Raw genomic sequence first — 23,094 nt, 5'->3', positions numbered from 1 at the left:
CGTATTGAAAAGAATTCCAGTCACGGTTTGACTAAAGGAGGACATACATCATGAAAAAAATCGGACAGTTCACGTTAACTGCCGGACTCGCAGCAGTACTTGTCTCAAGTAGTTTGCCTGTCATGGCAGAGGCAGGGGCTTCAGCCGATCGGATCAGTCAAAAAATCGACACGATGACACTCGAACAAAAAATCGGGCAAATGATCATGCCGGACTTCCGGCAGTGGAATGGTAGCAATCATACGTCGCTTGCCCCAGAAGTCGCGAACATCATCGACCGCTATGATTTAGGTGGCGTCATCTTGTTTGCTGAGAACGTCAGCGAAACCGAACAGACGACGAAACTCGTTCATGATATGCAAGAAGTCGTCAAACAAGACGACAGCAACGATATTCCGCTGTTCGTCACGATCGACCAAGAAGGCGGAATCGTCACTCGGCTCGGGACAGGAACGAACTTACCTGGCAATATGGCGTTAGGTGCGACCCGTAGTAGTGCATATGCGAATGATGCCGGTCATATCATCGGTTCCGAGCTGCATGCACTCGGCATCAATGTCAACTTCGGTCCGGATCTTGATGTCAACAGCAACCCTGGAAATCCCGTCATCGGTGTCCGCTCGTTCTCGAGTGATCCGGCGCTCGTCGGCACGCTCGGTTCTGCTTTGATGAAGGGGATTCAGGATGAAGGCGTCGCAGCGACCGCCAAACACTTCCCGGGTCACGGCGATACAGCGACCGATTCCCACTATGGCTTGCCGGTCGTCGATCGGTCCCTGCAGGAACTGGAACAAGTCGAGCTCGTCCCGTTCAAGCGAGCCATCGCTGAAGACATCGATATGGTCATGACGGGACATATCGGAATGCCGCAAATCGAACCCGAAGTCGTCACGTCGAAAAACGGTACCTTCCCGTTACCTGCGACGTTATCGGATGACGTCATCACGGGCGTACTGCGCGAAAAGCTCGGCTACGATGGCATCGTCATCACGGACGCATTGAACATGCAGGCGATCGTCGACAACTTCACGGAATCAGAAGCAGTCTTAAAGACGTTTGACGCTGGAGTCGACATCGCGCTTATGCCGACGATTCTTCGTTCCAAGCAAGATGTCGAAAAGCTCGACCAGATTTTTAAAGACGTGATCGCAGCGGTCAAAGATGGTCGCCTTTCAGAGAAACGAATTGATCAATCGGTCGAGCGGATTCTGACGCTGAAGGCAGAACGTGGAATATGGAACGGTACGACTGATTCGACATCCCTAGCTGAAAAAATCGCGCAAGCGAACCAAATCGTCGGCAGTCCCGAGCATAAAGCAAAAGAACGCGCGATGACGGAAGCCGCGGTCACACTCGTGAAAAATGATCAGCGGACGTTACCATTCAAACCGAAAAAGAATGCCAACGTTCTTGTGATCGCTCCGGCGGCGGATCAGACGGACAGCATGAAAAAGACGATCGCTTCCTTACCGAAGAACCGGAACTGGCACGTGACGACAGCGAATTACTCGGCTACTACGCTACCGCTCGACCAAAACCCGACATTACGGGCGCAACTCGATGCAGCAGATTACATCATCGTCGGCTCCAACGTCAACACGAGTGCTAAACTACTCCCTACTGCACCAGAACAAGCCATTCCGGCTTCGATCTTCCGCTATGCGAAACAAACGGATACACCATCCGTCCTGCTCAGTCTCCGTAACCCATACGATGTCGCTGTTCAACCAGACGCACCGGCACATGTCCTCATCTATGGCTTCAAAGGCGACCCGAACGGTCCAGACTCCGAAGCAGGCAATCTGAAATCAGCGGGACCGAACCTGCCTGCAGGTATCCGCGCAATCTTCGGAACGTTCAAACCGCAAGGCACTTTACCGGTTGATGTGCCGGTCTTTCAGAACGGTGTCTTTACCGACAAACTGCATCTCGAATTTGGTGACGGCTTTAAAAACTGGAAAAAATGATGACGTGATACACCAAAAGACCGAAGCTCCTTAAAGGATGCCTCGGTCTTTTAGTGATTGATACGGATATTCAGCTTCTTCTTTCGCACGATGGTAGACGCGGTATAACCAATAAGTCAGTAGTGCATAGACGATGATGACAAGAACAGCAGAAATGTAGCTCCCCATGCTATACGCTACCTTAAAGTTACGCGTCGAAGCAGATATACCGGATAACACGATTAATATCGGAATGATGTATCCAAGAAATCTTACTTTGACTTTACCAAGCATTCGTTGTACAGCATATGCTGCACTGATTACAAGTGCAATCACGATAATTTCCATTCCAATCCCTACTTTCACTAGATGGTATTCCTAATTCTACCATCTAGCGATTCAAGAAGATACCGCTCGTGCTGGAATCGTTTCGTAAACTGACGCAAACGTCTCTTCCGTCCACCCCATGTGCCAGAAGAGTAACTCATAGTAACAACTTGTCACGAAATGACGTTTCATCCGCTCGCGTTCCGTCGGGCTCGCTTGCTCCGCCAGCGCATCGAGCCGTGCAATTTGTTCAAAGACGACCTTTTCAAACCATTCCGAGCTGTACGTGTCGATCCATTGCTGATAGATTTTCTCTTCCGGTGTACACGTCAGTAATTGTTGCCCGACTTCATAATACAACCAGTAACATGGCAAGATGGCAGCAATCGTCTCTCCAAGCGTTCCTTCACTCGCATGATGCATGTGCGAGACGTACGCATATGCTGTCGGTGCCGGTTCAAATACTTCAAGATCTGCTTCCGTAATACCGAGCGGCTCAAAAAATGATTGATGTAAGCTCAGCTCTGCCTCGTAAGTCGAAGTCGCATGTTCGGCAAGTGTCGCGATCGTCGCGAAGTCGTCTGCTTTTGACGCTGCCTTCGCTTGAATCTTCGCAAAGTGTTTTAAGTAATAGGCATCCTGCATGACATAATGCCGAAATTTCGAGAGTGGTAACGTCCCCTCCCCGATTCCTTGTACGAATGGGTGCGTAAAACTACTATCCCAATACGCTTGTGCCGCTTGTTTGATTTCTTGTGTGAATGTCATGATCTCATCCTCCTCGTTTAGTATGAAACGAAAAAACACCACCCCGAAACACACGGGCATGGCGCAAGAAGAACAAGACTTGACGCCACTTCCCTCCGTAAGTACGAACTTAATCAGGTTCAAAGGGTCCGAACGTCTTCGTTCGTCTCAGTCGGTCTACCGACTCCCCTAGTGGTCATTATTCGATTCAAATTCACTATAGCATGCTGAAAATGGAAGTCAAGTTGTCCTCTTTTCGCTATACTATGGAGTGTCAGAAGACGGATGCCGTCTCCATCTACAGACCGATTCCGAACTTCTTTCGTTCTCGTACACTAAATTTAGTACCTGATACTATAATTCATTCTGTTACTTACAATTGGAGGATTTCATTATGCATACACCAACAAAAATCATGGCGTCAGCCGTTATCGCTTCTGCTCTATTACTTCCGACAGCCGCATCTGCCGAACAAGTCGTCGATAAGACGATCGTCACACTCGGTGAGTCGCTCGGCGCAAAGGATAAGGCTTGGGTGCTTTCTCGTCTCAATGCACCGGAAGGCATCACGCCAATCATCGCAACCTCTGCTGACGAAGAAAAATATCTCGGGAAAAATATTCCACAATCGCAAAAAGGTGGCAATATGTATTCGTCGGCTAAGATTGAACTGACGGAAAAAGGTGATGGACTTTCCGTCTCGACGGAGAACATCACATGGGTGACAAAGGATATGTATCTCAACGCTCTCGTCACAGCGGGTGTCAAAGATGCCGATATCACGATCACTTCTCCCTACAAGGTGACCGGGACATCGGCACTGACAGGAATCATGAAAGCGTACGATCAAACTTCCGCTGAGACTGGAATTAAGTTAAGTGACGAACGTAAGGATTTAGCACAGCAAGAATTATCGGTCACATCAGACGTCGGAAAAACGGTCGGCACGGATAAAGTCGCTGACTTAATGAATGAGATCAAGGCTGAGATCGCCAATCAAAAACCGGAAACCAAAGTCGAGATCGAAAACCTGATCGTCCAAGTCATTCAAAACAACAATATCCAGTTGTCTGACGCACAAATGGACCGGTTGACGAATCTATTCAATCAAATGGAGCAAGCGAACATCAACTGGGGACAAATCGAAAGTGGACTCAAAAATGCGGGACAAGACATCCATGCCTTCGCAACATCAGAAGAAACGAAAGGTTTCTTCGCTAAATTATTCGATGGACTCAGTGACTTCTTCAGTTCAATCGCGGGTGTGTTCAAATAATTCAGACTTCCGTAACTGACAAAAAAATAGTAAACTAGAGATATCTGAAACGAAAGGTGGTGTGAAAAGATGGACTTTGCCGCGTGCAAACACTGGTTGATGGAACAATTGTATCTGTTGCGCGCGATTTTTCATGGAATGGCGTTCTAAGGCACCCGTCTGCCCTTTTTTAGAACTTCATGATTGAAAAATACAGCAAAGCGCATCTTTCACACGTGATGGAGAGTGCTATTTGCGCTCTCCTTTTTTTGATGCGCGCGAAAGGATCAATTGATTATGATGATTTGCGACATTCAACACCTAACCAAACAATTCGGAGGCGAAACGATCTTAACGGATGTTTCCCTCTTCTTAAACGAACACGACCGTGTCGGTCTGATTGGACGAAACGGGAGTGGCAAGACGACATTACTCCGCTTGCTTGCTCGCCTTGAGCAACCGGACGGTGGTGTCATCTATCAAAAGAGCGGTTTGACGATCGGCTATTTGGAACAACTTCCTGTATATAGTGAGACGATGACCGGACTCGACGTCCTTTGGACAGCGTTTGCAGAGACTCTCGTGATCCGTTCTCGGATGCAACAGTTGGAGCAAATGATGGCGACAGCACCAGAGAATCTTGATGCGTTACTCGCGCGATATGCGGAAGCGACGAATGCGTTCGAACAAAAGGATGGCTATCTACTCGACTCGAAGATCGAGCGCATGGTGAACGGGTTACACCTTCGTCCGTTACTCACTCGTCCTTTCCACCAGTTGAGCGGTGGTGAACAGACGAAGATTTGTCTCGGTCGCATGTTACTCATGGAGCCAAATCTGCTCATTCTTGACGAACCGACGAACCATCTCGATTTAGCTGCCGTGGAATGGCTGGAGCAGTTCTTACGGGACTACACAGGGACCATCCTGCTCGTCTCTCACGACCGGGTCTTCTTAGACGCCGTCGTCACCTCGATCGTTGAACTCGAAGACGGTGAACTGACAGCCTATATAGGGAACTACAGCGCGTTCGTCGTCGAACGAGAACGTCGCTTGATGGAACAGTTCCACGCCTACCAAGAGCAACAGAAAAAAATAAAGAAAATGAAGGAAGCGATTCGTCGACTCCGGCAATGGGCAAACGAAGCATCTCCACCGAGTGAGAAATTATTCCGTAAAGCAAAATCGATGGAACGGGCACTCGAGCGGATCGAACGGATTAAACGACCACAACTCGAAGCCAAAACCGCTGACGTCTCTTTTTCTTCCACTGATCACACGAGCCAAGTCGTCTTTCGTGCTGAAGAACTCTCGTTTGCTTACGGAACCCGCCACATTTTTGATGACGTTTCGTTCGAGATCATGGCACAGGATCGGATCGCGATCGTCGGAACGAATGGAAGCGGGAAATCGACGTTGCTCTCACTGCTGCTTGACGAATTATCACCAGACGCAGGCACACTCACGCGTGGACCATCGAATCGGATCGGTTTCCTGTCCCAGCATGCCCATTTCGAAGAGGACGCACGGTTAATCGACTGGTTTAGAGACCGGATTGCCGTTCCAGAAGCAGAAGCCCGCCATATCCTAGCCCGGTTCCTGTTCTTTGGACCAACTGTCTTTCGGTCCATTTTGTCACTTAGCGGAGGCGAACGTGTGCGATTGCAACTCGCCGTCCTCGTTCATTCGTCGATTAATGTCTTAATTCTCGACGAGCCGACGAACCATCTCGATATTGAATCAAGAGAGACACTCGAAGAAGCACTCGAGAACTTTTCTGGTACATTGATTGCCGTCTCACACGACCGCTATTTCTTGAATCGGCTTTTTCCGCAGATCTTGTGGCTCGAAAATGGTTTGACGCGTTATCATGGTACGTATACGTATGCTCAACAGAAGCGTACTGAGTTCGCTATATCTTCTTCACTTCACGTAACCCCTCAAAAACCAAAACGCTTGTCACAACACGAGTTGGAAGTGCAGATCGAGCGGCTTGAACAGAAATTAGCAAAACGTGAAAAATCGACTGATACCGTTTCTAAAAGTATCCAACAGCAACTCGATGAACTATACGAACAGCTGCTACAATATGGATGATTCAGCTTTCCTTGACTGTCACTCTCGATACCGAGAGTGACAGTTTTTTCGTTCATTCCCAAGATTTCATCGTATGATTTTTTTAGCTAACATTATTAAGTTTTAAAATTTTATTTTATTCCTTGTTGATTATTTTCAGAAAATTCGTATAATTTAGCGTATAGCTTTTATTATTCTTTGGGAGGAATACACCATCATGAACGCCATTCAGCAAGTCATTCAAGGAAGTGTCGATTACGCCAACAATATTTTATGGTCGTATGTATTAATCGCCGTATTGATCGGCGGCGGGATCTACTTCACGATCCGAACTGGCTTCATCCAATTCACGTACTTAAAAGAGATGTTCCGCGTCACGCTCGATAAAAGTGAACAAACAACAGACGATAATGGGGAAAGCATCACTTCCCTCCAGTCATTCTTCATCGGTGCTGCGACACGAATCGGTACGGGTAACCTTGCCGGTGTCACAATTGCCGTCACACTCGGCGGACCGGGTGCCGTCTTCTGGATGTGGATGGTCGCTCTTCTCGGTGGTGCGACGGCTCTCATCGAAAGTACACTGGCTCAAGTTTATAAAGTGCGCGATACGAAATCGAACGCGTACCGTGGTGGTCCTGCCTACTATATCGAAAAGGGCTTGAAGAACCGGGCTCTCGGAATCGTCTTTGCAATCTTGATTGCCGTTACATTCGGGCTTATTTTCAACTCCGTTCAATCGAACACGATTGCCGCTGCCTTTGACAATGCGTTCGGTATCAACACAGCTGTCGTCGGTGCTGCACTCGTCGTCTTGACGGGTCTCGTCATCTTTGGTGGTGTCCACCGTGTCGCGAAGTTCTCTGCAATCATCGTTCCTATCATGGCAGGTCTTTACTTGCTCGCTGCTCTTTATGTCGTCGTCACGAACCTGACGGAACTTCCTGGTGTGTTCGCAATGATCTTTAAAAGTGCTTTCGGAATCGAGCAAGCATTCGGTGGATCGGTCGGTGCTGCGATTTCACTCGGTGTCAAACGTGGATTGTTCTCAAACGAAGCCGGAATGGGGTCTGCTCCGAACGCTGCTGCTGCGGCTGAAGTCTCACACCCAGCAAAACAAGGTTTCTTGCAAACACTTGGTGTGTTCCTTGATACATTAATCGTCTGTACAGCGACAGCAACGATCATTCTCCTCAGTGATAGTTATGCTGCTGGAAATGGCGAAGGAATCGGCATGTTACAAAACGCGCTCTCCGAAGAATTTGGTGCAATTGCTCCACCATTCATCGCACTCAGCGTCTTCTTGTTTGCTTTTAGTTCGATCGTTGGAAGTTACTACTACGGCGAGACGAACATCGAGTTCATCAAACAAAGTCCAGCAGCCGTCTTCGGTTTTCGAATTGCGACAATGGGCTTCGTCTTCATCGGATCGGTTCTTAGCCTGGGTATGGTATGGAGTTTTGCCGATCTCTTCATGGCAGGCATGACATTGATCAATATGACGGCGATTCTCCTCTTGAGCGGCATCGCCCTCAAAGTCATCAAAGATTATCAGGAACAACGGAAACAGGGACTCGACCCTGTCTTCTCAGCAAAAGCACTCGGGATCGAAAATACGGAGTGTTGGGACGTTGAAGAAGAAGCACGTCCTGCGGCTGGCGAAGTGCCGCCATCACAATAAATCACTTCTGAGTTCGAACTTCAGCACCGAGTAAGCCTTGTGCCTACTCGGTGTTTTTATTTGTAAAAAAGAATTTGGATTATGTTTTCATCGGACAGGGAAAAAGTCAACAGATTGTCCTGAAGGAGGAATTCATCTTGTCTCAAGCCATGTTGATCATCAATCCGTCTTCTGGAAAAGAACTCGGAAAAAAACACGCGACGCTCGCTGAAGAGACGCTTGCTACTCGTTTTGAAACCGTCGACGTTCGGTTCACCGAAAAAGAACACGATGCGACGGAATTTGCGCGTCATGCTGCCCAGTCTAATTACGATGCTGTCATCGCCATGGGAGGCGACGGAACGGTCAATGAAGTCATCACCGGAATTGCCGAACAACCGCATCGCCCAACACTCGGGATCGTGCCGCTCGGAACGGTCAATGACTTATCACGCGCTTTACACATTCCGACGGATCCCGAAGAGGCGATTCAGATTCTAGCTGACGCCCCTGCCCGGCCGCTCGATATCGGTAAATATGATGACCATTACTTCATGAACGTCATCGCTGTTGGTCTGATTGCAGAAGCCGTTGAAGAAGTGAGCGTCGAACAAAAAACGTCACTTGGATCGGTCGCTTATTTCATTGAGGGTTTGAAAGCTTTTAAGGATCATAGCCCGTATCCAATCGAAATCAACTCTGCTGAAAAACAATTTGATGGAGAAGCCCACTTGTTGATCATCGCCTTGACGAATTCCGTCGGCGGATTCGAATCCTTTGCAGAAGACGCAAAAGTCGATGATGGACTGCTGCATGGGTTCATCATTACGAAGCTTGGATTCTTTGATGCGCTCCAAGCATTACCAAAACTCATCACGGGAGGCTTATCAAAAGCCGATCAAATCGAACACTTCACGACGACACGTGTCGAAATTCGCTCGAAAGAAGAATTGCCGATTAATGCCGATGGGGATACAGCAGGTCATGTTCCTGTGACTGTCGAAGTGCTCCCGCAACATTTAACCGTGTTTTCACCCTCTTCTGCTGAATAACAGTATAGGTTCATAGAAAAAAGAACTGACTCTTTGTCAGTTCTTTTTTACTTATTAATCCATTACAATATATGTTAACAAAGCGTAATTTTGAAACATATTTGAAATATTTTCGTGTTATTGACGATGCTATAATCATCTCAGGCGAAAAATCATTCTTTAAAATAAATAATTATACATAAAATCTTACAATTTTGTAATGATCCGTTCTGTCGCTTCAGATTTTTAAGGAGGAAATACACTCAATGAAACGTTTACTTACAACAATGACAATGACAGCTTTGGTAGTTTCAGGTTTTGCAACAACGAGTGCTTCGAAAGTTGAAGCTGCAACGACATATAAAGTAAAGGTCACAGCAGACGGGCTTCGTGTTCGTACAGGTCCATCAACAGCTTATAAAATCGTCGGTAGCGTCAATACAGGACAGACATTCAATTATCTTGGTGTTTCCGGTTCATGGACGAAAATTTCTTATGGCGGCGCATCACGCTACGTTTCTTCTACATATGTTAAAAAGTACAGTACGACGACATCAACAAAAGCAACAACTGGATTCTCGCGTCCAGCAAGCGGTCCAATCACGCAAGGATATGGTGCTGCAAGCGGCGTTTACGGTTATACGTTCCATAACGGCATCGATATCGGTGCTCCAACAGGCACACCTGTCTATGCATCGGCTGCCGGTAAAGTCATCACATCCCGTTATTACGGCGCATACGGAAATCATGTCATGATGACACATACCGTCAATGGCATCCAATATACGACGGTATATGCACACTTAAACAGTCGCTCTGTTTCAGTCGGACAAACGATTGCTAAAGGATCGAAAATCGGTACGATTGGTGCAACAGGTAACGCGTTTGGTGCGCACCTCCACTTCGAAATGCATCGCGGTCCTTACGTCTACAGCGGAACGTCTGCTGCAAACAGTGTTAATCCACTCAATTACTTCAACTAAGTTTGATTCACCGGACTTCTCCCCATGAGAAGTCCGTTTTTTTGTTTCAGATGAAATCTCCTGACAGGAGTGGTACGGTATATTCAAGGCTCTCATCCATATAGGAGGACAATCACATGAAACGAACCATTCCCCTGATTCTATCAGCATCTTTCGGCGTGACACTGCTTGCCGGTTGTCAAGATCAGCCGACACCTGAAGAACGGCTTGATGCCTACATCAAACTTTGGGAGAAACAAGATTACGATAATATGTATACGTACGCGAGTACGGCTACTAAAAAAGAATACGGCAAAAAAGAATTCATCGAACGGACGAAACAGTTGTCGAAAACGCTTGATATCAAAAAGCTATCCGTCGAACGGAAGAAAGCAAAGGAAGCAACGGATGACGAAAAAGCGTCCCTTCCTGTGCGGATCTCTTTTGATACGGTGGCAGGAGCCGTTGCTTATGATAAACAAGTCCCGTTAACATTCGAGAAACAAGGAGAAACAGAAAACTGGTTCATCGACTGGGACTCTTCGTTTGTTCTAAAAGACTTTAAGAAAGAAGACAAGGTTCAGTTACAAACCGTTGAAGGGAAACGCGGTGATTTGCTTGATGCGAACGATAAACCGCTCGCGACCTCTGGTAAAGGATATGCTGTCGGCGCAACTGCAGGACAACTTAAAGATGTCGCACAAGTTGCCGAGTTGCTCGATCGCCCGACCTCATCGGTCGAAGATTCCTTAAAAGCAAGTTGGGTCAAGGACGGACAATTCGTTCCGCTCAAAACACTGACCGACGAAGCAATGGTTGCGAAATTGCGTGACATTCCAGGTATCAGCGTTAAGGAGACGGAAGTCCGAACATATCCGCTCGGGAAGGCCGCTTCACACTTGATCGGTTATATCGGTTCAGCGACAGCAGACGAGATTAAAGAATCAAAAAATAAAATCCAAGCTGGCGAACAGGTCGGGAAACGGGGTCTCGAACAAGTCCTTGATGATCGGTTACGCGGTAAAGCCGGAGCTTCGATCATTCTACAAAAGAAAGACGGATCAAGCGTCACCGTCGCTGAAACGAAACCGACGGATGGTGAGGATATCCCGTTGACGATTGATGCTACGCTTCAGAAAAAGACGTATGACACGATGAAAGAGGATCCAGGAACGGCATCGGCAATCGATCCGCGGACTGGTGAGACACGTGTCTTACTCAGCTCCCCTGGCTTTGATCCTTCTGAATTCATGTCAGGGATCTCGCAAGCGCGACTCGATGAACTGACGCAGGATCCGGATCAACCATTGTTGAACCGATTCACGAGTGCCTTCGCGCCCGGTTCGACCCAAAAACCCCTGACGGCCGCGGTTGGCTTAAAGAGTGGAACACTCGACCCGGAAAAAGCCTATACGATCAATGGACTGAAAAATAAGATCGATGGTTTTAACGTCACGCGGATTCACGAGACGCCAGCACCCGTTAATCTGCACAATGCGCTCGTGTATTCAGATAACATCTATTTCGCCCGCTCCACACTCGAACAGGTCGGAACGAAGGCGTTCACGTCTGGACTTGAAGCACTTGGCTACGGAGAGAAACTACCGTTTGCGTATCCATTACGCGCTTCTCAAATCTCAAACGACGGGACGATTGCTTCAGATGGACAGCTGATGGATACGTCCTACGGACAAGGACAGATGCTGACGAACATTCTCCATCTAGCGTCGATGTATGAAATTTTCCTGACTGACGGAACGATTTATCGTCCGACCCTTTTACAAGAGGAAAAAACGAAGCAAGTCTTCAAAAAGAATCTGCTGGATGCGAAAGACGCGAAGATGATTCGCGATGATCTTTATGACGTCGTCCATAACGGTTATACGCTCCCAGCTGACATCAAGGAAGTCGATGTTGCCGGTAAGACCGGTACGGCAGAATTGAAAAAAGCAGGCGAAACCGATGGAAAAGAGAATGGCTTCTTTGTCGGTTACGATAACGACAAAAAAGATCTTCTCGTTGCCATCATGATCGAATCGGTCGAAAAAGAAGATCGTGGCAGTCCCTATGTATCGGGACTCGTCGCCGAAGTACTCAAACAAAATCGATGATCGGAGTGATTTCTTGATGATCCGTACGAGCCGTACTCCAGACCTCCCTGTTCTGCTTTCCTTGACGGCAGAGACGTTCGAGCATCATAAGCGGTTATCGTCTCATTTTAATCCGGATGTTTTGACGCCATACACGCTCGATTCCTTAGGACAAATGCTCGATTCAGAACAACACCTTTGTCTGACGGCATTCAACGGAGACGACATCACCGGTTACTTGTTCGGTAAATGGACGGCTCCAGCAGCCAATCGATTCACACCTGTCCGAATCTTGAACATTACCGATATCGGTGTCAATGCTTCCCATCGTTCATCCGGAATTGGTCGTCAGTTGATGCAGGCGGCAGAAGAGCTCGCGCTCGAACGAGGTGTGGCTGCGGTTCGATTGAACGTCTGGGCGGTCAACGATCGTGCTGCCACGTTTTACGAGGAACTTGGATTCGAGCCGCTGTATACCAACTTGCAAAAGTCGCTCGTTCAACAGTGACATCTATACGAAAAAGAAGCTGACTCAAAAAAGAATGACGCGTCTTTTCACGCCCTTTCCTCAGGCGAGACACAAGCCCGCTTTCCTGCCTTATTTAAGCAGGAAAGCGGGTCTTGTTCGTCTCTAATAGCGCATAAATGCGCCTGTTCCTGTAAGAGTGTTGTGTGACGTATCATTCTTTTTGTTACGAGATAAGGGTGGCAGATCATCATTCTGCCACCCTTATCTTTGTATAGACTGACTGTTGAGTCAGTCTCTTTTTATTAATGTGACGGCGTCGCCGCAAGACGTGCTGCCATCAACTGTTGAATCGTTTCTCGATCGTTCTGATGGAGTAAGTCGACGATTTTACTACCGACGATGACACCCGAGACTGGGCGACTTAATTGTTTGACATGTTCCGGTGTACTGATCCCGAACCCAGCAAGGACTGGTACTGGACTATTTGCTGCGACGTTCGCTAAGTGGTCTTCAAGCGCCGTATCAAACGTCGTCTGTCCGCCTGTCGTTCCGTTGACCGTGACCGCATAGAGGAATCCTTCACTTTTATCGGCAATCTTTTGGATCCGCTCCATCGGACTCGTCAAGGAGACGAGCTGGACGAGTGCGATTTCCGACTTATCTTCTTGTTCGAAGAACTGTTCGCTCTGCTCAAGTGGGAGATCGGGAATGATCAGTCCGTCGACCCCGACTTCGCGACATGTCGCTAGAAACGCCGTTAATCCGTAGCGGAAAATCGGGTTCAAGTACGTCATCAAGACGACCGGAACATCGACGGTCTGACGAGCAACGCGAACTGCCTCGAGGACATCCTTCAGTCCGACGTTCGCTTCTAGCGCCCGGAGTCCCGCTTCTTGAATGACCGGACCGTCAGCAACCGGATCCGAAAACGGAACACCGACTTCAATCGCTGTCGCTCCGGATTCAGCGAGAAACGACAGGATCTCCGGGAGTTGATCGATTCCTCCATCTCCCCCCATGACGTACGGAATGAAGGCTTTCTCCCCTTTGCTCGTAACGGTACGAATGGCTGTTTCTAATCGCATCACGCTTCCCCCTTTAGTGCGTTTCTGACAGTGACGACGTCTTTGTCGCCCCGTCCTGATAAGCAGATGACGAGAATCTCTTCCTTGTCCATCTCTGCAGCGAGTTGAGTCGCATAGGCAATGGCGTGTGCCGACTCAAGTGCCGGGATGATTCCCTCCTTGCGGCTTAACAGCTGAAGTGCTTCGAGTGCTTGTTCATCGGTCACCGCTTCATATTGGACGCGACCGATATCTTTTAGCAAGCTATGCTCCGGTCCGACACCCGGGTAATCGAGTCCAGCTGAGATCGAGTGCGCTTCTTGTACTTGACCATGGGCATCCTGTAAGAGATACATCATCGAGCCGTGCAAGACACCGACCTCTCCTTTTGTCATCGTCGCTGCGTGTTTTTCTGTGTCGATTCCGCTGCCCGCCGCTTCAATGCCATACAATTTTACATCTGTATCATCGATGAACGGGTGGAACATCCCGATCGCATTACTACCGCCGCCGACACAAGCGACGATCGCCTCTGGTAGACGCCCCTCTTTTTCGATGATTTGGCGTCGTGTCTCTTTTCCGATGACCGCTTGGAAATCACGGACGAGTTGCGGGAATGGGTGTGGTCCGAGAACAGAACCCATCAAGTAATGCGTGTCTTCGACATGTTTGACCCAGTAGCGGAGTGCTTCATTGACGGCATCTTTGAGTGTCCGACTGCCTTGTGTGACCGGGATGACGGTTGCTCCAAGTAACTCCATCCGGAAGACGTTCAATTCTTGACGACGGACGTCCTCTTCGCCCATGAAGATGACACATTCGAGATCGAGTAAGGCACAGACCGTCGCTGTCGCGACACCGTGTTGTCCTGCCCCTGTCTCAGCAACGATTTTTCGTTTCCCCATCCGTTCAGCCAGTAACGCTTGACCAATCGTATTGTTGATTTTATGGGCACCGGTATGGTTCAAGTCTTCTCGTTTCAAGTAGATCTTTGCGCCACCAATCGTTTGCGTCAAATGTTCGGCAAAATAAAGTGGTGTTTCACGTCCGACATATTCTTTCAGCAATTCGTCCATTCGCGCTTGAAATGCTGGATCTTCTTTTACGGTTGCGTAAGCTTCTTCAAGTTCGATCACTGCATGCATCAATGTTTCCGGGATGTAGCGCCCTCCGTATTTACCGTATTGTCCGAGTGTATCCGGTTGTGCGTAGCTCATGCTTCTCTCTCCTTTACGGCATCTGCGAATGCCTGCATTTTGATGGGATCTTTCCGTCCATCCGTCTCGATGCCACTTGAGACATCAACGGCGAACGGGTGATATCGTTTGATTGCTTCTCTTACGTTTCCTGCTGTCAAGCCACCGGCAATGAATAGTGGACGATCGGCTTGAATGTCTCGTGACCAGTCGAATGTCTCGCCACTTCCAGCAACCGGTGCGTCGACGAGCAAATACTCCGTCTGTTGCTCTACTTCTGCGATGTCCGTCACGGGAATCGCTTGAATGATCGGAACCGGTAGATTGCCGTCCGGGATCGTCCCATGAATTTGGACGAGATCTAGCGTGACTTGTTCGACGGCGTCGGTCACCTGCTGGTAAGTCGGGGAGACGAAGACACCGACAACCTGGACCGTACTCGGAATGTCGCGTCTAAGACGCGCCGCCTCTTCTAGAGTTACCTGTCGTTTGCTTTTAGCAAAGACGAAGCCGATGTAGTCCGCTAAGCGAACTGCCGCTTCGACATGTTCTCTTTCCCGGAGACCACAGAACTTAATCCGTGTCATACGCGAACGCCACTCACTTCTCGGATGAAGACTTGTGGATCGTCTGCCCGCATCAATGTCTCACCGACGAGGATCCCGTCTGCACCGGCAGCATGTAACAATCGTGCTTCCTCGACCGTCTTGATGCCACTCTCACTGATATACCGAACGTCCGGTTGTTTCTGTTCGAGTAATCCGACCGATGTCTGTAAATCGACTTCGAACTTCTTCAAGTTGCGGTTGTTGATGCCGATGATTTGCGCACAGATCGCCTCTGCCCGGCGTAATTCCTCTTCGTCATGGACTTCGACTAAGACCTCAAGTCCTTCCGCGTAAGCATACGCATACAAGTCAGCAAGCGTCTCCTGCTCGAGAGCGGCGACGATCAAGAGAATCAACCGTGCCCCATGTGCTTTTGCCCGGTCGATCTGAACCCGGTCGATGATGAAATCCTTACAAAGTACCGGGATGTCGACTGCTGCAGCGACTGCCGCTAAATCGTCCATCGATCCTTTGAAGTACGTCTCGTCCGTCAAGACGGAGATGACAGTCGCCCCACTCGCTTCATATTGTTTTGCCTGAGCGACGACGTCGACGTCGAGTGCGATGGCACCTTTTGATGGCGACGCTCGTTTGATTTCCGCGATGACGGATAAATCCGCTCCCGCTAGTCGTTGCTTAATCGACGGCTTCAATGTCTCCCGACTGATCCGTTCGACCCCGTTTAATTTTAATTGCAGGACTTCTGTTCGTTTTGTTTCGATGATGCGATCTAAGATATTCATCCGATTGCTTCCTCCCGTGTCATTTGTCGTAATTGGTTCAATCGTTCCATCGCCCGTCCTGAGTCGATGCTATCCGCTGCTAAGGCGATCCCTTCTTCGATCGTCTTCGCCCGATTTGCTGCAAAGAGGGCAATTCCGGCATTGAGTAGGACCGTGTCGCGATAAGCACCATGCTCACCACCAAGGACTTGCAGTAAAATCGCCGCATTCTCTTGTGCACTACCTCCGCGAATCGCTTCAAGCGGTGCGGTCTTCAGTCCGACTTCCTCCGGATGAAGACTGAAGCGGATCAGCTCCCCTTCGTCGAGTAAGACGAGTTGGTTCGTTCCGGCAAGAGAAGCCTCATCCATTCCATTCGCACCATGCAAGACGATTGCCCGCTTCCGACCGAGGCGATGTAAAGTCAACGCCATCGTCTCGAGCATATCCTCCCGGTAAATTCCTAAAAGTTGTGTCTTGAGTGGAACCGGATTCGTCAACGGTCCGATCAAGTTAAAGATCGTCGGAATCCGCAGATCGCGTCGGACCTTCATGATTTGCTTAACGCGTGGGTGCATCCGTTGCGCAAACAAGAAGGCGATTCCGTTCGACTCGAGCTGTTCTGCTAAACGTTCTGGTGTCGCATCAAGTGAAACCCCGAGTGCTTCGAGCACATCAGCGCTGCCTGTTTTACTCGAGACACTCCGATTTCCGTGCTTTGCGACTTTCATGCCGGCACCGGCTAGGACGAAGGCGGCTGTCGTACTGATGTTGAACGATTGTGAGCCGTCGCCTCCCGTGCCGCAGTTATCCATGAAATCGCCGGTGACCGGAATGTCGAGGGCGACCTCGCGCATGATTGAAGCGAGACCGGCTAGTTCTTCTGCAGTCTCACCTTTTGCTTTCAATGCGACGAGAAAAGCGGCAATTTCGCTATCGGTCACGTCTTCTGCAAACAGTTCGCGTGCTGCCTGTTGCATCTCTTCATATCGTAAATGTTTTGCTTCTGCTAATTTCAATAACGTCTCTTTCATCGTTCATCACTCCTTTGTCAATTCAATGAATCGTTTAATCATCTGCTGTCCTTGTGGTGTTCCGACGGATTCAGGATGGAACTGGATTCCGAAGGTCGGATGCGTCCGGTGCTCGAGTGCCATAATCGTCCGGTCATCCGTTTCTGCTGTGATGACGAGCTCCGTCGGTAAGTCGTTTCGAGCGACGATCAGCGAATGATAACGCATGACCTCTAACGTTTCCGTCATTTCGTCGAAGAGTTGTCCCGATTGTCGAATCATCGATGTCTTCCCGTGCATGATGACCGGTGCTTCGACGACGTGTCCTCCGAATGCTTCGCCGATTGCCTGATGTCCGAGACAGACACCGAGAATCGGTACTTGACCCGATAATTGTCGAATGAGATCGATACAGATGCCTGCGTCAGCCGGACGACCGGGACCGGGTGAGAGGATGATACCGTCTGGTTTCATCTCGCGTAGTTCTTCGATGCTGACCGCATCGTTTCGGATGACGTGAACGTCCGTATAAACGGATGCGTATTGGTATAGGTTATAGGTAAAAGAATCATAATTATCAATTAGGACGATCATTTCCAAACCTCCAGTAGTGATTTCGCTTTGTGTAACGTCTCCTGGTACTCGAGGCGTGGAATCGAATCGTAGACGATACCAGCCCCTGCTTGAACAGAAGCGACACCATCCTTGATCACCATCGTCCGGATCGCGAGGGCGAAATCCATATTTCCCCGAACATCGAAATAGCCGACCGCCCCGGCATATACTTCTCGTTTCACCTGTTCGTACTGGTCAATCAACTGCATCGCTCGAATTTTCGGAGCTCCCGTGACCGTCCCAGCCGGTAGACAAGAGACGAGTGCATCTGCGCCGGTCTTTCCGTCTGCTAACGTCCCTTCAACGACAGAAACGAGGTGCATGACGTTCTTGAAGCGCTCGATTTGCATGAATCGCGTCACCTCGACGGTACCGATCTGACAAATCCGTCCTAAGTCGTTTCGTCCAAGATCAACGAGCATCCGGTGCTCGGCCCGTTCCTTCTCATCGTGCAACAACTCCTCTGCCAGCCGTTCGTCCTCCGCTTTCGTCTTCCCCCGGCGGCGTGTGCCGGCAATCGGATTCGTCGTCACGCGATTCCCTTTGACTTGAACCAAACTTTCCGGGGAGGCCCCGAGTACGATTGCTTCACCTAAGTCGATATAAAAGAGATAGGGACTCGGATTATCCTTGCGGAGCTTCCGGTAAAACTGGAACGGGTCACCTGAGAACGTCGCATCGAGGCGTTGCGAGAGAACCAGTTGGAAGACGTCTCCTTGCCGAATATGTCTCTTCGCTTGCTCGACGAGCCCTTCAAACGTCTCTTGATCCATCAACGGTTCGTAGACGACATCCCGAAGTGGTCGCTCGATGTCCGTTCGCTCCCGTGGTTGCTCGAGTTGTGCTTTCCGTTCTGCTAGACGTTGACGTAATTCATCACGATCGGTGATGCCGCCGAGCGACGTCTGAATCAAATGAACACGATGTTCGAGATGATCGAACAGGATGATTTGGTCGTATACAGCGAGTAGCGCGTCCGGTAGTTGGCGCGTTCGCTCAGGAACAGCTCCGAGTGTTTCATAGGCGCGCATCATGTCGTAACCGACATATCCGATCCCACCCGCTAAAAACGGAAGGTCTTCTTCGATGCCACCTCGGAGGATCATCTGTTGCATCAGCCGTACCGGATCACCCGTTTCCTGCGTCAATTGACCTGTCGTCAATTGTTCCCGTGTCACGGTTCGTCCCTCTGCCCGAATCATCTCCACCGGATCGACACCGATGATCGAATACCGTCCTTGATCCGTATGCGCGGAACTTTCAAGCAAACATTTCTGTGTTCCGCTCAGTTGTTGAAAAATCATGATCGGCGTCATCTCGTCGCCGTTTAGTTCAAGTTGTTCGATGATAAGTGTGTCTGTCTGAACCATCCCTGTTCGCCTCCTGGAATATAAAAAAGTCCCCCACACAGCGTATGCTGCATGGAGGACGATTATCTCGCGGTGCCACCTCTCGATTGGAACGGTTCGACCGTTCCCACTCTGTCTGATGCGTCTAATAAGAGACATCATAGCCTACGATAACGGGGGCATCCGTCGCGACCTACTTCTTCGTTCAGCCACGCTCTCATGAGACCATTCACGAAACCTCGTCGTACGGAAGTCGCACCATTCTTCCGCTCTCTGAAACGCCGATGTTGTCTCGCTACTTAACTCACTCTACAATTTGTTCGATTCGATTGTATACGAAAAGGGTCTTCTCGCCCATTCATGTAGAACATGAAGGACGGGAAGACCCGCGGTACCACCTTCGTTGACGATGCTGACACCGTCCCCTTTGAAACGAACCGGACCGTTGTCCTGATTCGTCGACCCCGATAACGGGAGGAACCCGTCAGAGCCTACTACCCATTGAAGGGATTCGGTCTGAAGCTCAGAAGGCCATTCGCTTGTTGCCCGATACTGATTCGCACCACCCATCAGCTCTCTTGAATCGTTTCACAAGTTACTTCTCTTCGTCTTTGCTATCGTGTGTTGAATTGATTCCTATATTACGATGCTTCTTCTTCCCTGTCAACTGGAAAAACTCAATATAGGGAAAGTTGGTTCGGATCAATCGATTCGAGCGCTTGTTTGACAGTCTGTAGGAACTGTCCGGCAACGAGTCCGTCGAGCACCCGGTGGTCGATCGACATACAGAGGTTGACCATGTCGCGTGCTGCGAACATGCCGTTCACCCAAACTGGACGTTTGACGATTGATTCAACAGACAGAATTGCCGCTTGCGGGAAGTTGAGAATCGGTGCTGATTGGATCGAACCGAATGAGCCCGTATTGTTGACCGTAAACGTCCCGCCCTGCATCTCTGCAGATGACAACGTGCCTGCTTGTGCCCGTTTCCCGAAGTCATCGATCGCGCGTGCGATCCCCTTGATGCTTAATTCATCCGCATTCTTAACAACCGGTACGAACAGAGCGTCCTGTGTTGCGACAGCAAGTGATAGATTGATCGCTTTCTTTTGAATGATCTTATCTCCCGCCCATGTCGAGTTCATGATTGGATGTTTCTTCAATCCTTCGACTGTCGCCTTCATGAAGAATGGTAAGAACGTCAATTTGACCCCTTCTTGTTTGAAGAACGCATCTTTATGACGATTACGTGCTTCGACCAAGTTCGTGACATCGACTTCGATCATCAACCAAGCATGTGGCGCTTCGTGTTTCGCGCGAACCATGTTCGAAGCGATCGCTTGACGCACACCGGCAGTCGGAATCTCGATGTCGCCCGTTTCCGTCGGTTGTGGTGCACTGACCGGACGTTTTGGTGCGGGTGGTGCTTCTGCCGGAGGCTCTACCGGAGCCGCTTGCGTTTCCGGTTTTGGTTCCGTTGCTTGTGGTGTCGGGATCGATCCAGACTCGATCAGTTTCAAGAGATCTTTCCGGGTAATCCGGCCGCCCGCTCCTGTACCCGTCACTTGTTCGAGATCAATGCCATGCTCACCCGAGAGTTTCAAGACCGCTGGTGAATAGCGTTTTTTCATCGATGTATCAGCCGACGTCGTCTCTTCGACAGCCGGCACTTCTTGTTCGGTCGCCGCGACTTCTGTCGATCCGCCGCTGACTTGCATCGTGACGATCGCGTCACCGACTTGCAACGTATCGCCTTCTTCTGCAAGCAATTTTTCAATCACACCATCAAATGAAGATGGGACTTCTGCCGTTACCTTATCGGTAATGACTTCTGCAATCGGATCATATTTTTTGACAGTATCGCCTGGTTTGACGAGCCACATCGAAATCGTTCCTTCAGTAACACTTTCCCCGAGTTGTGGCATCGTAAGTGTTTCAGTCTTCATCGGTCAGTTCCCCCTTAGTATGCGTGTAACGTCCGGATTTTATCTTCAATTTTCTCGCTTGAGATGTTGAAGAACTTCTCCATCGTCGGAGCGTATGGCATCGCTGGGACGTCTGGACCACAGAGTCGTTCGATTGGTGCATCGAGATCGAACAATGCTTCTTCTGCAATGATCGCCGACACTTCACTCATGACGCTACCTTCTTTATTGTCTTCCGTGACGAGCAAGACTTTCCCCGTCTTTTTCGCTGCTTCGACGACTGCTTCGCGGTCGATTGGATAGACGGTCCGCAAGTCAAGGATGTGGACATCGATTCCGTCTTTTTCAAGGCGTGTTGCTGCCTCAAGTGCCATATGGACACATAGCCCGTAAGTGATGATCGTCACGTCTTCGCCCTCACGCTTGACGTCTGCTTTACCGATTTCGACCGTATAGTCGCCTTCAGGAACATCTCCTTTTAACAGACGATAGCCTCGTTTGTGCTCAAAGAACAAGACCGGATCATTCGAACGAATCGCTGCCTTTAGCAATCCTTTTGCGTCATATGGATTCGATGGGATGACGATTTTCAGACCTGGCGTCGAGTTGAACATCGCTTCGACCGACTGAGAATGATAAAGTGCCCCGTGAATACCGCCGCCAAACGGTGCGCGGATGACGATCGGACACGTCCAGTCATTGTTCGAACGGTACCGAATCTTCGCTGCCTCACTGACGATTTGGTTGACCGCTGGCATGATGAAATCAGCGAATTGCATTTCAGCAATCGGACGCATGCCGTACATCGCAGCTCCGATTCCGACACCGGCGATCGCACTTTCAGCGAGTGGCGCATCGATGACACGTTCTTCTCCGAATTGTTCGAGCAATCCTTGCGTCGCCCGGAAGACACCACCACGGACACCAACGTCTTCGCCGAGGATGAAGACGGACTCGTCGCGTTCCATCTCTTCTTTGATTGCACTATTGATCGCTTCGATTAAACTTAACGTCGTCATTTCGTTTCCTCCTCGTCGTACACGTAACGTAATGCATTTTCTGGCGCATCGTAAGCCGCTGCTTCCGCATAAGCCGTTGCTTCATCGACTTCTTTTTCCATCGCTTGTTCGATTTCAGTCGCTGACTCTTCCGTCAGGACGCCCATTTCGATCAGACGTGCCCGGAAGAGTTTGATGCCGTCACGTGCTTTTAAGGCATCGAGTTCTTCAGCAGAACGGTATGATTTATCGTCATCATCCGATGAGTGTGGCACGAGGCGTTCGACTTCAACTTCAATCAAGGTCGGACCTTCTCCCCGTAATCCGCGCTCACGTGCTTCCTTGACGACCTTATAGACAGCGAGTGGATCGATGCCGTCCACCGTATAACCAGGCATTCCGTAGCCGATCGCACGATCAGCGACGTGTTTCGCCGACAGCTGTTTTGAGAGAGGTGTCGAGATCGCGTATTTATTGTTTTCACAGAACAAGATGACCGGGAGCTTATGAATTCCGGCGAAGTTCGCCCCTTCATGGAAGTCTCCTTGGTTTGAAGAGCCCTCTCCGAACGAGACGTAAGCAACGAGTGGTTCCTTACGCATCTTCGCAGCAAGTGCGATCCCGACAGCATGTGGGACTTGTGTCGTAACCGGACTTGAACCCGTGACGATATTCAAGGCACGTGAACCGTAGTGTCCTGGCATTTGACGACCACCTGAGTTCGGATCTTCTGCCTTTGCGAATGCCGACAGCATGATATCGCGTGACGTTTGACCGAAGTGCAAGACGACACCTAAATCACGGTAATACGGCAAAATGTAGTCCGTTCCTTTTTCAAGAGCGAACGCTGCACCGACTTGAGCCGCTTCTTGTCCTTGACATGAGACGAGGAAAGGAATTTTACCCGCTCGGTTCAATTTCCACATCCGTTCGTCGATCTTCCGCGCACGGACCATCGTTTCGAACATCTGAATCGCGTCCTGTTCCGTTAATCCGAGTTCTACTAATTCTTTGAATTCTATTTTTTCCATCCGTAATTCC

20 protein-coding genes, 1 riboswitch and 2 other annotated features are annotated in these 23,094 nt (G+C 49.5%); of the genes, 8 read left to right on the top strand and 12 right to left on the bottom strand.

Translation table 11 applies throughout. The features are described from left to right. Positions 1–50: 50 nt before the first annotated feature. On the top strand, positions 51–1,967 hold the full coding sequence (locus K7G97_RS05115; protein WP_223041518.1) for a glycoside hydrolase family 3 protein: 1,917 nt from the start codon (positions 51–53) through the stop codon (positions 1,965–1,967). Between the two features lie 30 nt (positions 1,968–1,997). Here K7G97_RS05115 and K7G97_RS05110 read toward each other — a convergent pair whose 3' ends face one another. Then, positions 1,998–2,294: a hypothetical protein gene (locus K7G97_RS05110; protein WP_223041517.1), complete on the bottom strand. Its 297-nt coding sequence runs from the start codon at positions 2,292–2,294 to the stop codon at positions 1,998–2,000. A gap of 51 nt (positions 2,295–2,345) precedes the next feature. Beyond that, on the bottom strand, positions 2,346–3,041 hold the full coding sequence (tenA, locus tag K7G97_RS05105) for a thiaminase II (RefSeq protein ID WP_223041516.1): 696 nt from the start codon (positions 3,039–3,041) through the stop codon (positions 2,346–2,348). Between the two features lie 73 nt (positions 3,042–3,114). Then, positions 3,115–3,221: riboswitch (TPP riboswitch) on the bottom strand. A gap of 193 nt (positions 3,222–3,414) precedes the next feature. Between tenA and K7G97_RS05100 the strand changes: the two genes are divergently transcribed. From K7G97_RS05100 to K7G97_RS05070, 7 genes are all read left to right on the top strand, one after another. After that, positions 3,415–4,296, top strand: a complete 882-nt coding sequence (locus K7G97_RS05100) for a DUF1002 domain-containing protein (RefSeq protein ID WP_023467610.1) — start codon at positions 3,415–3,417, stop codon at positions 4,294–4,296. Positions 4,297–4,572: 276 nt separating this feature from the next. Continuing rightward, complete coding sequence (gene abc-f / locus K7G97_RS05095) at positions 4,573–6,372, top strand: ribosomal protection-like ABC-F family protein (protein WP_223041515.1); 1,800 nt, start codon at positions 4,573–4,575, stop codon at positions 6,370–6,372. 196 nt (positions 6,373–6,568) lie between these two features. Continuing rightward, positions 6,569–8,032, top strand: a complete 1,464-nt coding sequence (locus K7G97_RS05090; RefSeq protein WP_223041514.1) for an alanine/glycine:cation symporter family protein — start codon at positions 6,569–6,571, stop codon at positions 8,030–8,032. Positions 8,033–8,169: 137 nt separating this feature from the next. Beyond that, a complete protein-coding gene (locus tag K7G97_RS05085) occupies positions 8,170–9,063 on the top strand; it encodes a diacylglycerol/lipid kinase family protein (protein ID WP_223041513.1) in 894 nt (297 codons plus the stop codon). A 245-nt stretch (positions 9,064–9,308) separates the two neighbouring features. Further along, entirely contained in the window at positions 9,309–10,025 is a 717-nt protein-coding gene (locus tag K7G97_RS05080) for a M23 family metallopeptidase (protein ID WP_149426982.1), read from the top strand. Between the two features lie 116 nt (positions 10,026–10,141). Next, a complete protein-coding gene (locus K7G97_RS05075) occupies positions 10,142–12,115 on the top strand; it encodes a penicillin-binding transpeptidase domain-containing protein (RefSeq protein WP_223041512.1) in 1,974 nt (657 codons plus the stop codon). A gap of 16 nt (positions 12,116–12,131) precedes the next feature. Next, entirely contained in the window at positions 12,132–12,602 is a 471-nt protein-coding gene (locus tag K7G97_RS05070; RefSeq protein WP_223041511.1) for a GNAT family N-acetyltransferase, read from the top strand. A 263-nt stretch (positions 12,603–12,865) separates the two neighbouring features. On the opposite strand, the gene trpA is transcribed toward K7G97_RS05070, so the two are convergent. The 10 genes from trpA to K7G97_RS05020 form a co-directional block, all read right to left on the bottom strand. Continuing rightward, positions 12,866–13,648: a tryptophan synthase subunit alpha gene (trpA, locus tag K7G97_RS05065; RefSeq protein WP_223041510.1), complete on the bottom strand. Its 783-nt coding sequence runs from the start codon at positions 13,646–13,648 to the stop codon at positions 12,866–12,868. Beyond that, positions 13,648–14,844 carry a tryptophan synthase subunit beta gene (gene trpB, locus K7G97_RS05060; RefSeq protein WP_023467602.1) on the bottom strand — a complete coding sequence of 399 codons (1,197 nt, stop codon included), beginning with the start codon at positions 14,842–14,844 and terminating at the stop codon, positions 13,648–13,650. The genes trpA and trpB overlap by 1 nt, the downstream gene beginning before the upstream one ends. After that, the gene (locus K7G97_RS05055; RefSeq protein ID WP_223041509.1) at positions 14,841–15,410 is read right to left on the bottom strand and encodes a phosphoribosylanthranilate isomerase; all 570 of its coding nucleotides are present in this window, start codon (positions 15,408–15,410) and stop codon (positions 14,841–14,843) included. The genes trpB and K7G97_RS05055 overlap by 4 nt, the downstream gene beginning before the upstream one ends. Further along, entirely contained in the window at positions 15,407–16,174 is a 768-nt protein-coding gene (trpC, locus tag K7G97_RS05050) for an indole-3-glycerol phosphate synthase TrpC (RefSeq protein ID WP_223041508.1), read from the bottom strand. Before trpC ends, K7G97_RS05055 begins: the two co-directional genes overlap by 4 nt. After that, positions 16,171–17,187, bottom strand: coding sequence for an anthranilate phosphoribosyltransferase (gene trpD, locus K7G97_RS05045; protein ID WP_195865680.1), 1,017 nt, complete (start codon positions 17,185–17,187; stop codon positions 16,171–16,173). Before trpD ends, trpC begins: the two co-directional genes overlap by 4 nt. 6 nt (positions 17,188–17,193) lie before the next feature. Continuing rightward, positions 17,194–17,760 (bottom strand): anthranilate synthase component II, encoded by a 567-nt coding sequence (locus tag K7G97_RS05040; protein ID WP_087679882.1) that lies wholly within the window; start codon positions 17,758–17,760, stop codon positions 17,194–17,196. Further along, on the bottom strand, positions 17,757–19,151 hold the full coding sequence (trpE, locus tag K7G97_RS05035) for an anthranilate synthase component I (protein ID WP_223041507.1): 1,395 nt from the start codon (positions 19,149–19,151) through the stop codon (positions 17,757–17,759). The genes K7G97_RS05040 and trpE overlap by 4 nt, the downstream gene beginning before the upstream one ends. A 51-nt stretch (positions 19,152–19,202) precedes the next feature. Further along, positions 19,203–19,451, bottom strand: a binding site (T-box leader). Positions 19,452–19,499: 48 nt separating this feature from the next. Beyond that, positions 19,500–19,751 (bottom strand) — a binding site (T-box leader). A 56-nt stretch (positions 19,752–19,807) separates the two neighbouring features. Then, complete coding sequence (locus K7G97_RS05030; protein WP_223041506.1) at positions 19,808–21,076, bottom strand: dihydrolipoamide acetyltransferase family protein; 1,269 nt, start codon at positions 21,074–21,076, stop codon at positions 19,808–19,810. A gap of 14 nt (positions 21,077–21,090) precedes the next feature. Beyond that, positions 21,091–22,074, bottom strand: a complete 984-nt coding sequence (locus K7G97_RS05025) for an alpha-ketoacid dehydrogenase subunit beta (protein WP_023467596.1) — start codon at positions 22,072–22,074, stop codon at positions 21,091–21,093. After that, positions 22,071–23,084: a thiamine pyrophosphate-dependent dehydrogenase E1 component subunit alpha gene (locus tag K7G97_RS05020; protein ID WP_023467595.1), complete on the bottom strand. Its 1,014-nt coding sequence runs from the start codon at positions 23,082–23,084 to the stop codon at positions 22,071–22,073. The genes K7G97_RS05025 and K7G97_RS05020 overlap by 4 nt, the downstream gene beginning before the upstream one ends. Between the last annotated feature and the right edge of the window lie 10 nt (positions 23,085–23,094).

The organism is Exiguobacterium acetylicum (genome assembly GCF_019890935.1).
GTDB lineage: Bacteria > Bacillota > Bacilli > Exiguobacteriales > Exiguobacteriaceae > Exiguobacterium_A > Exiguobacterium_A abrahamii.
This window is presented reverse-complemented; position numbering and strand designations above follow the sequence as displayed.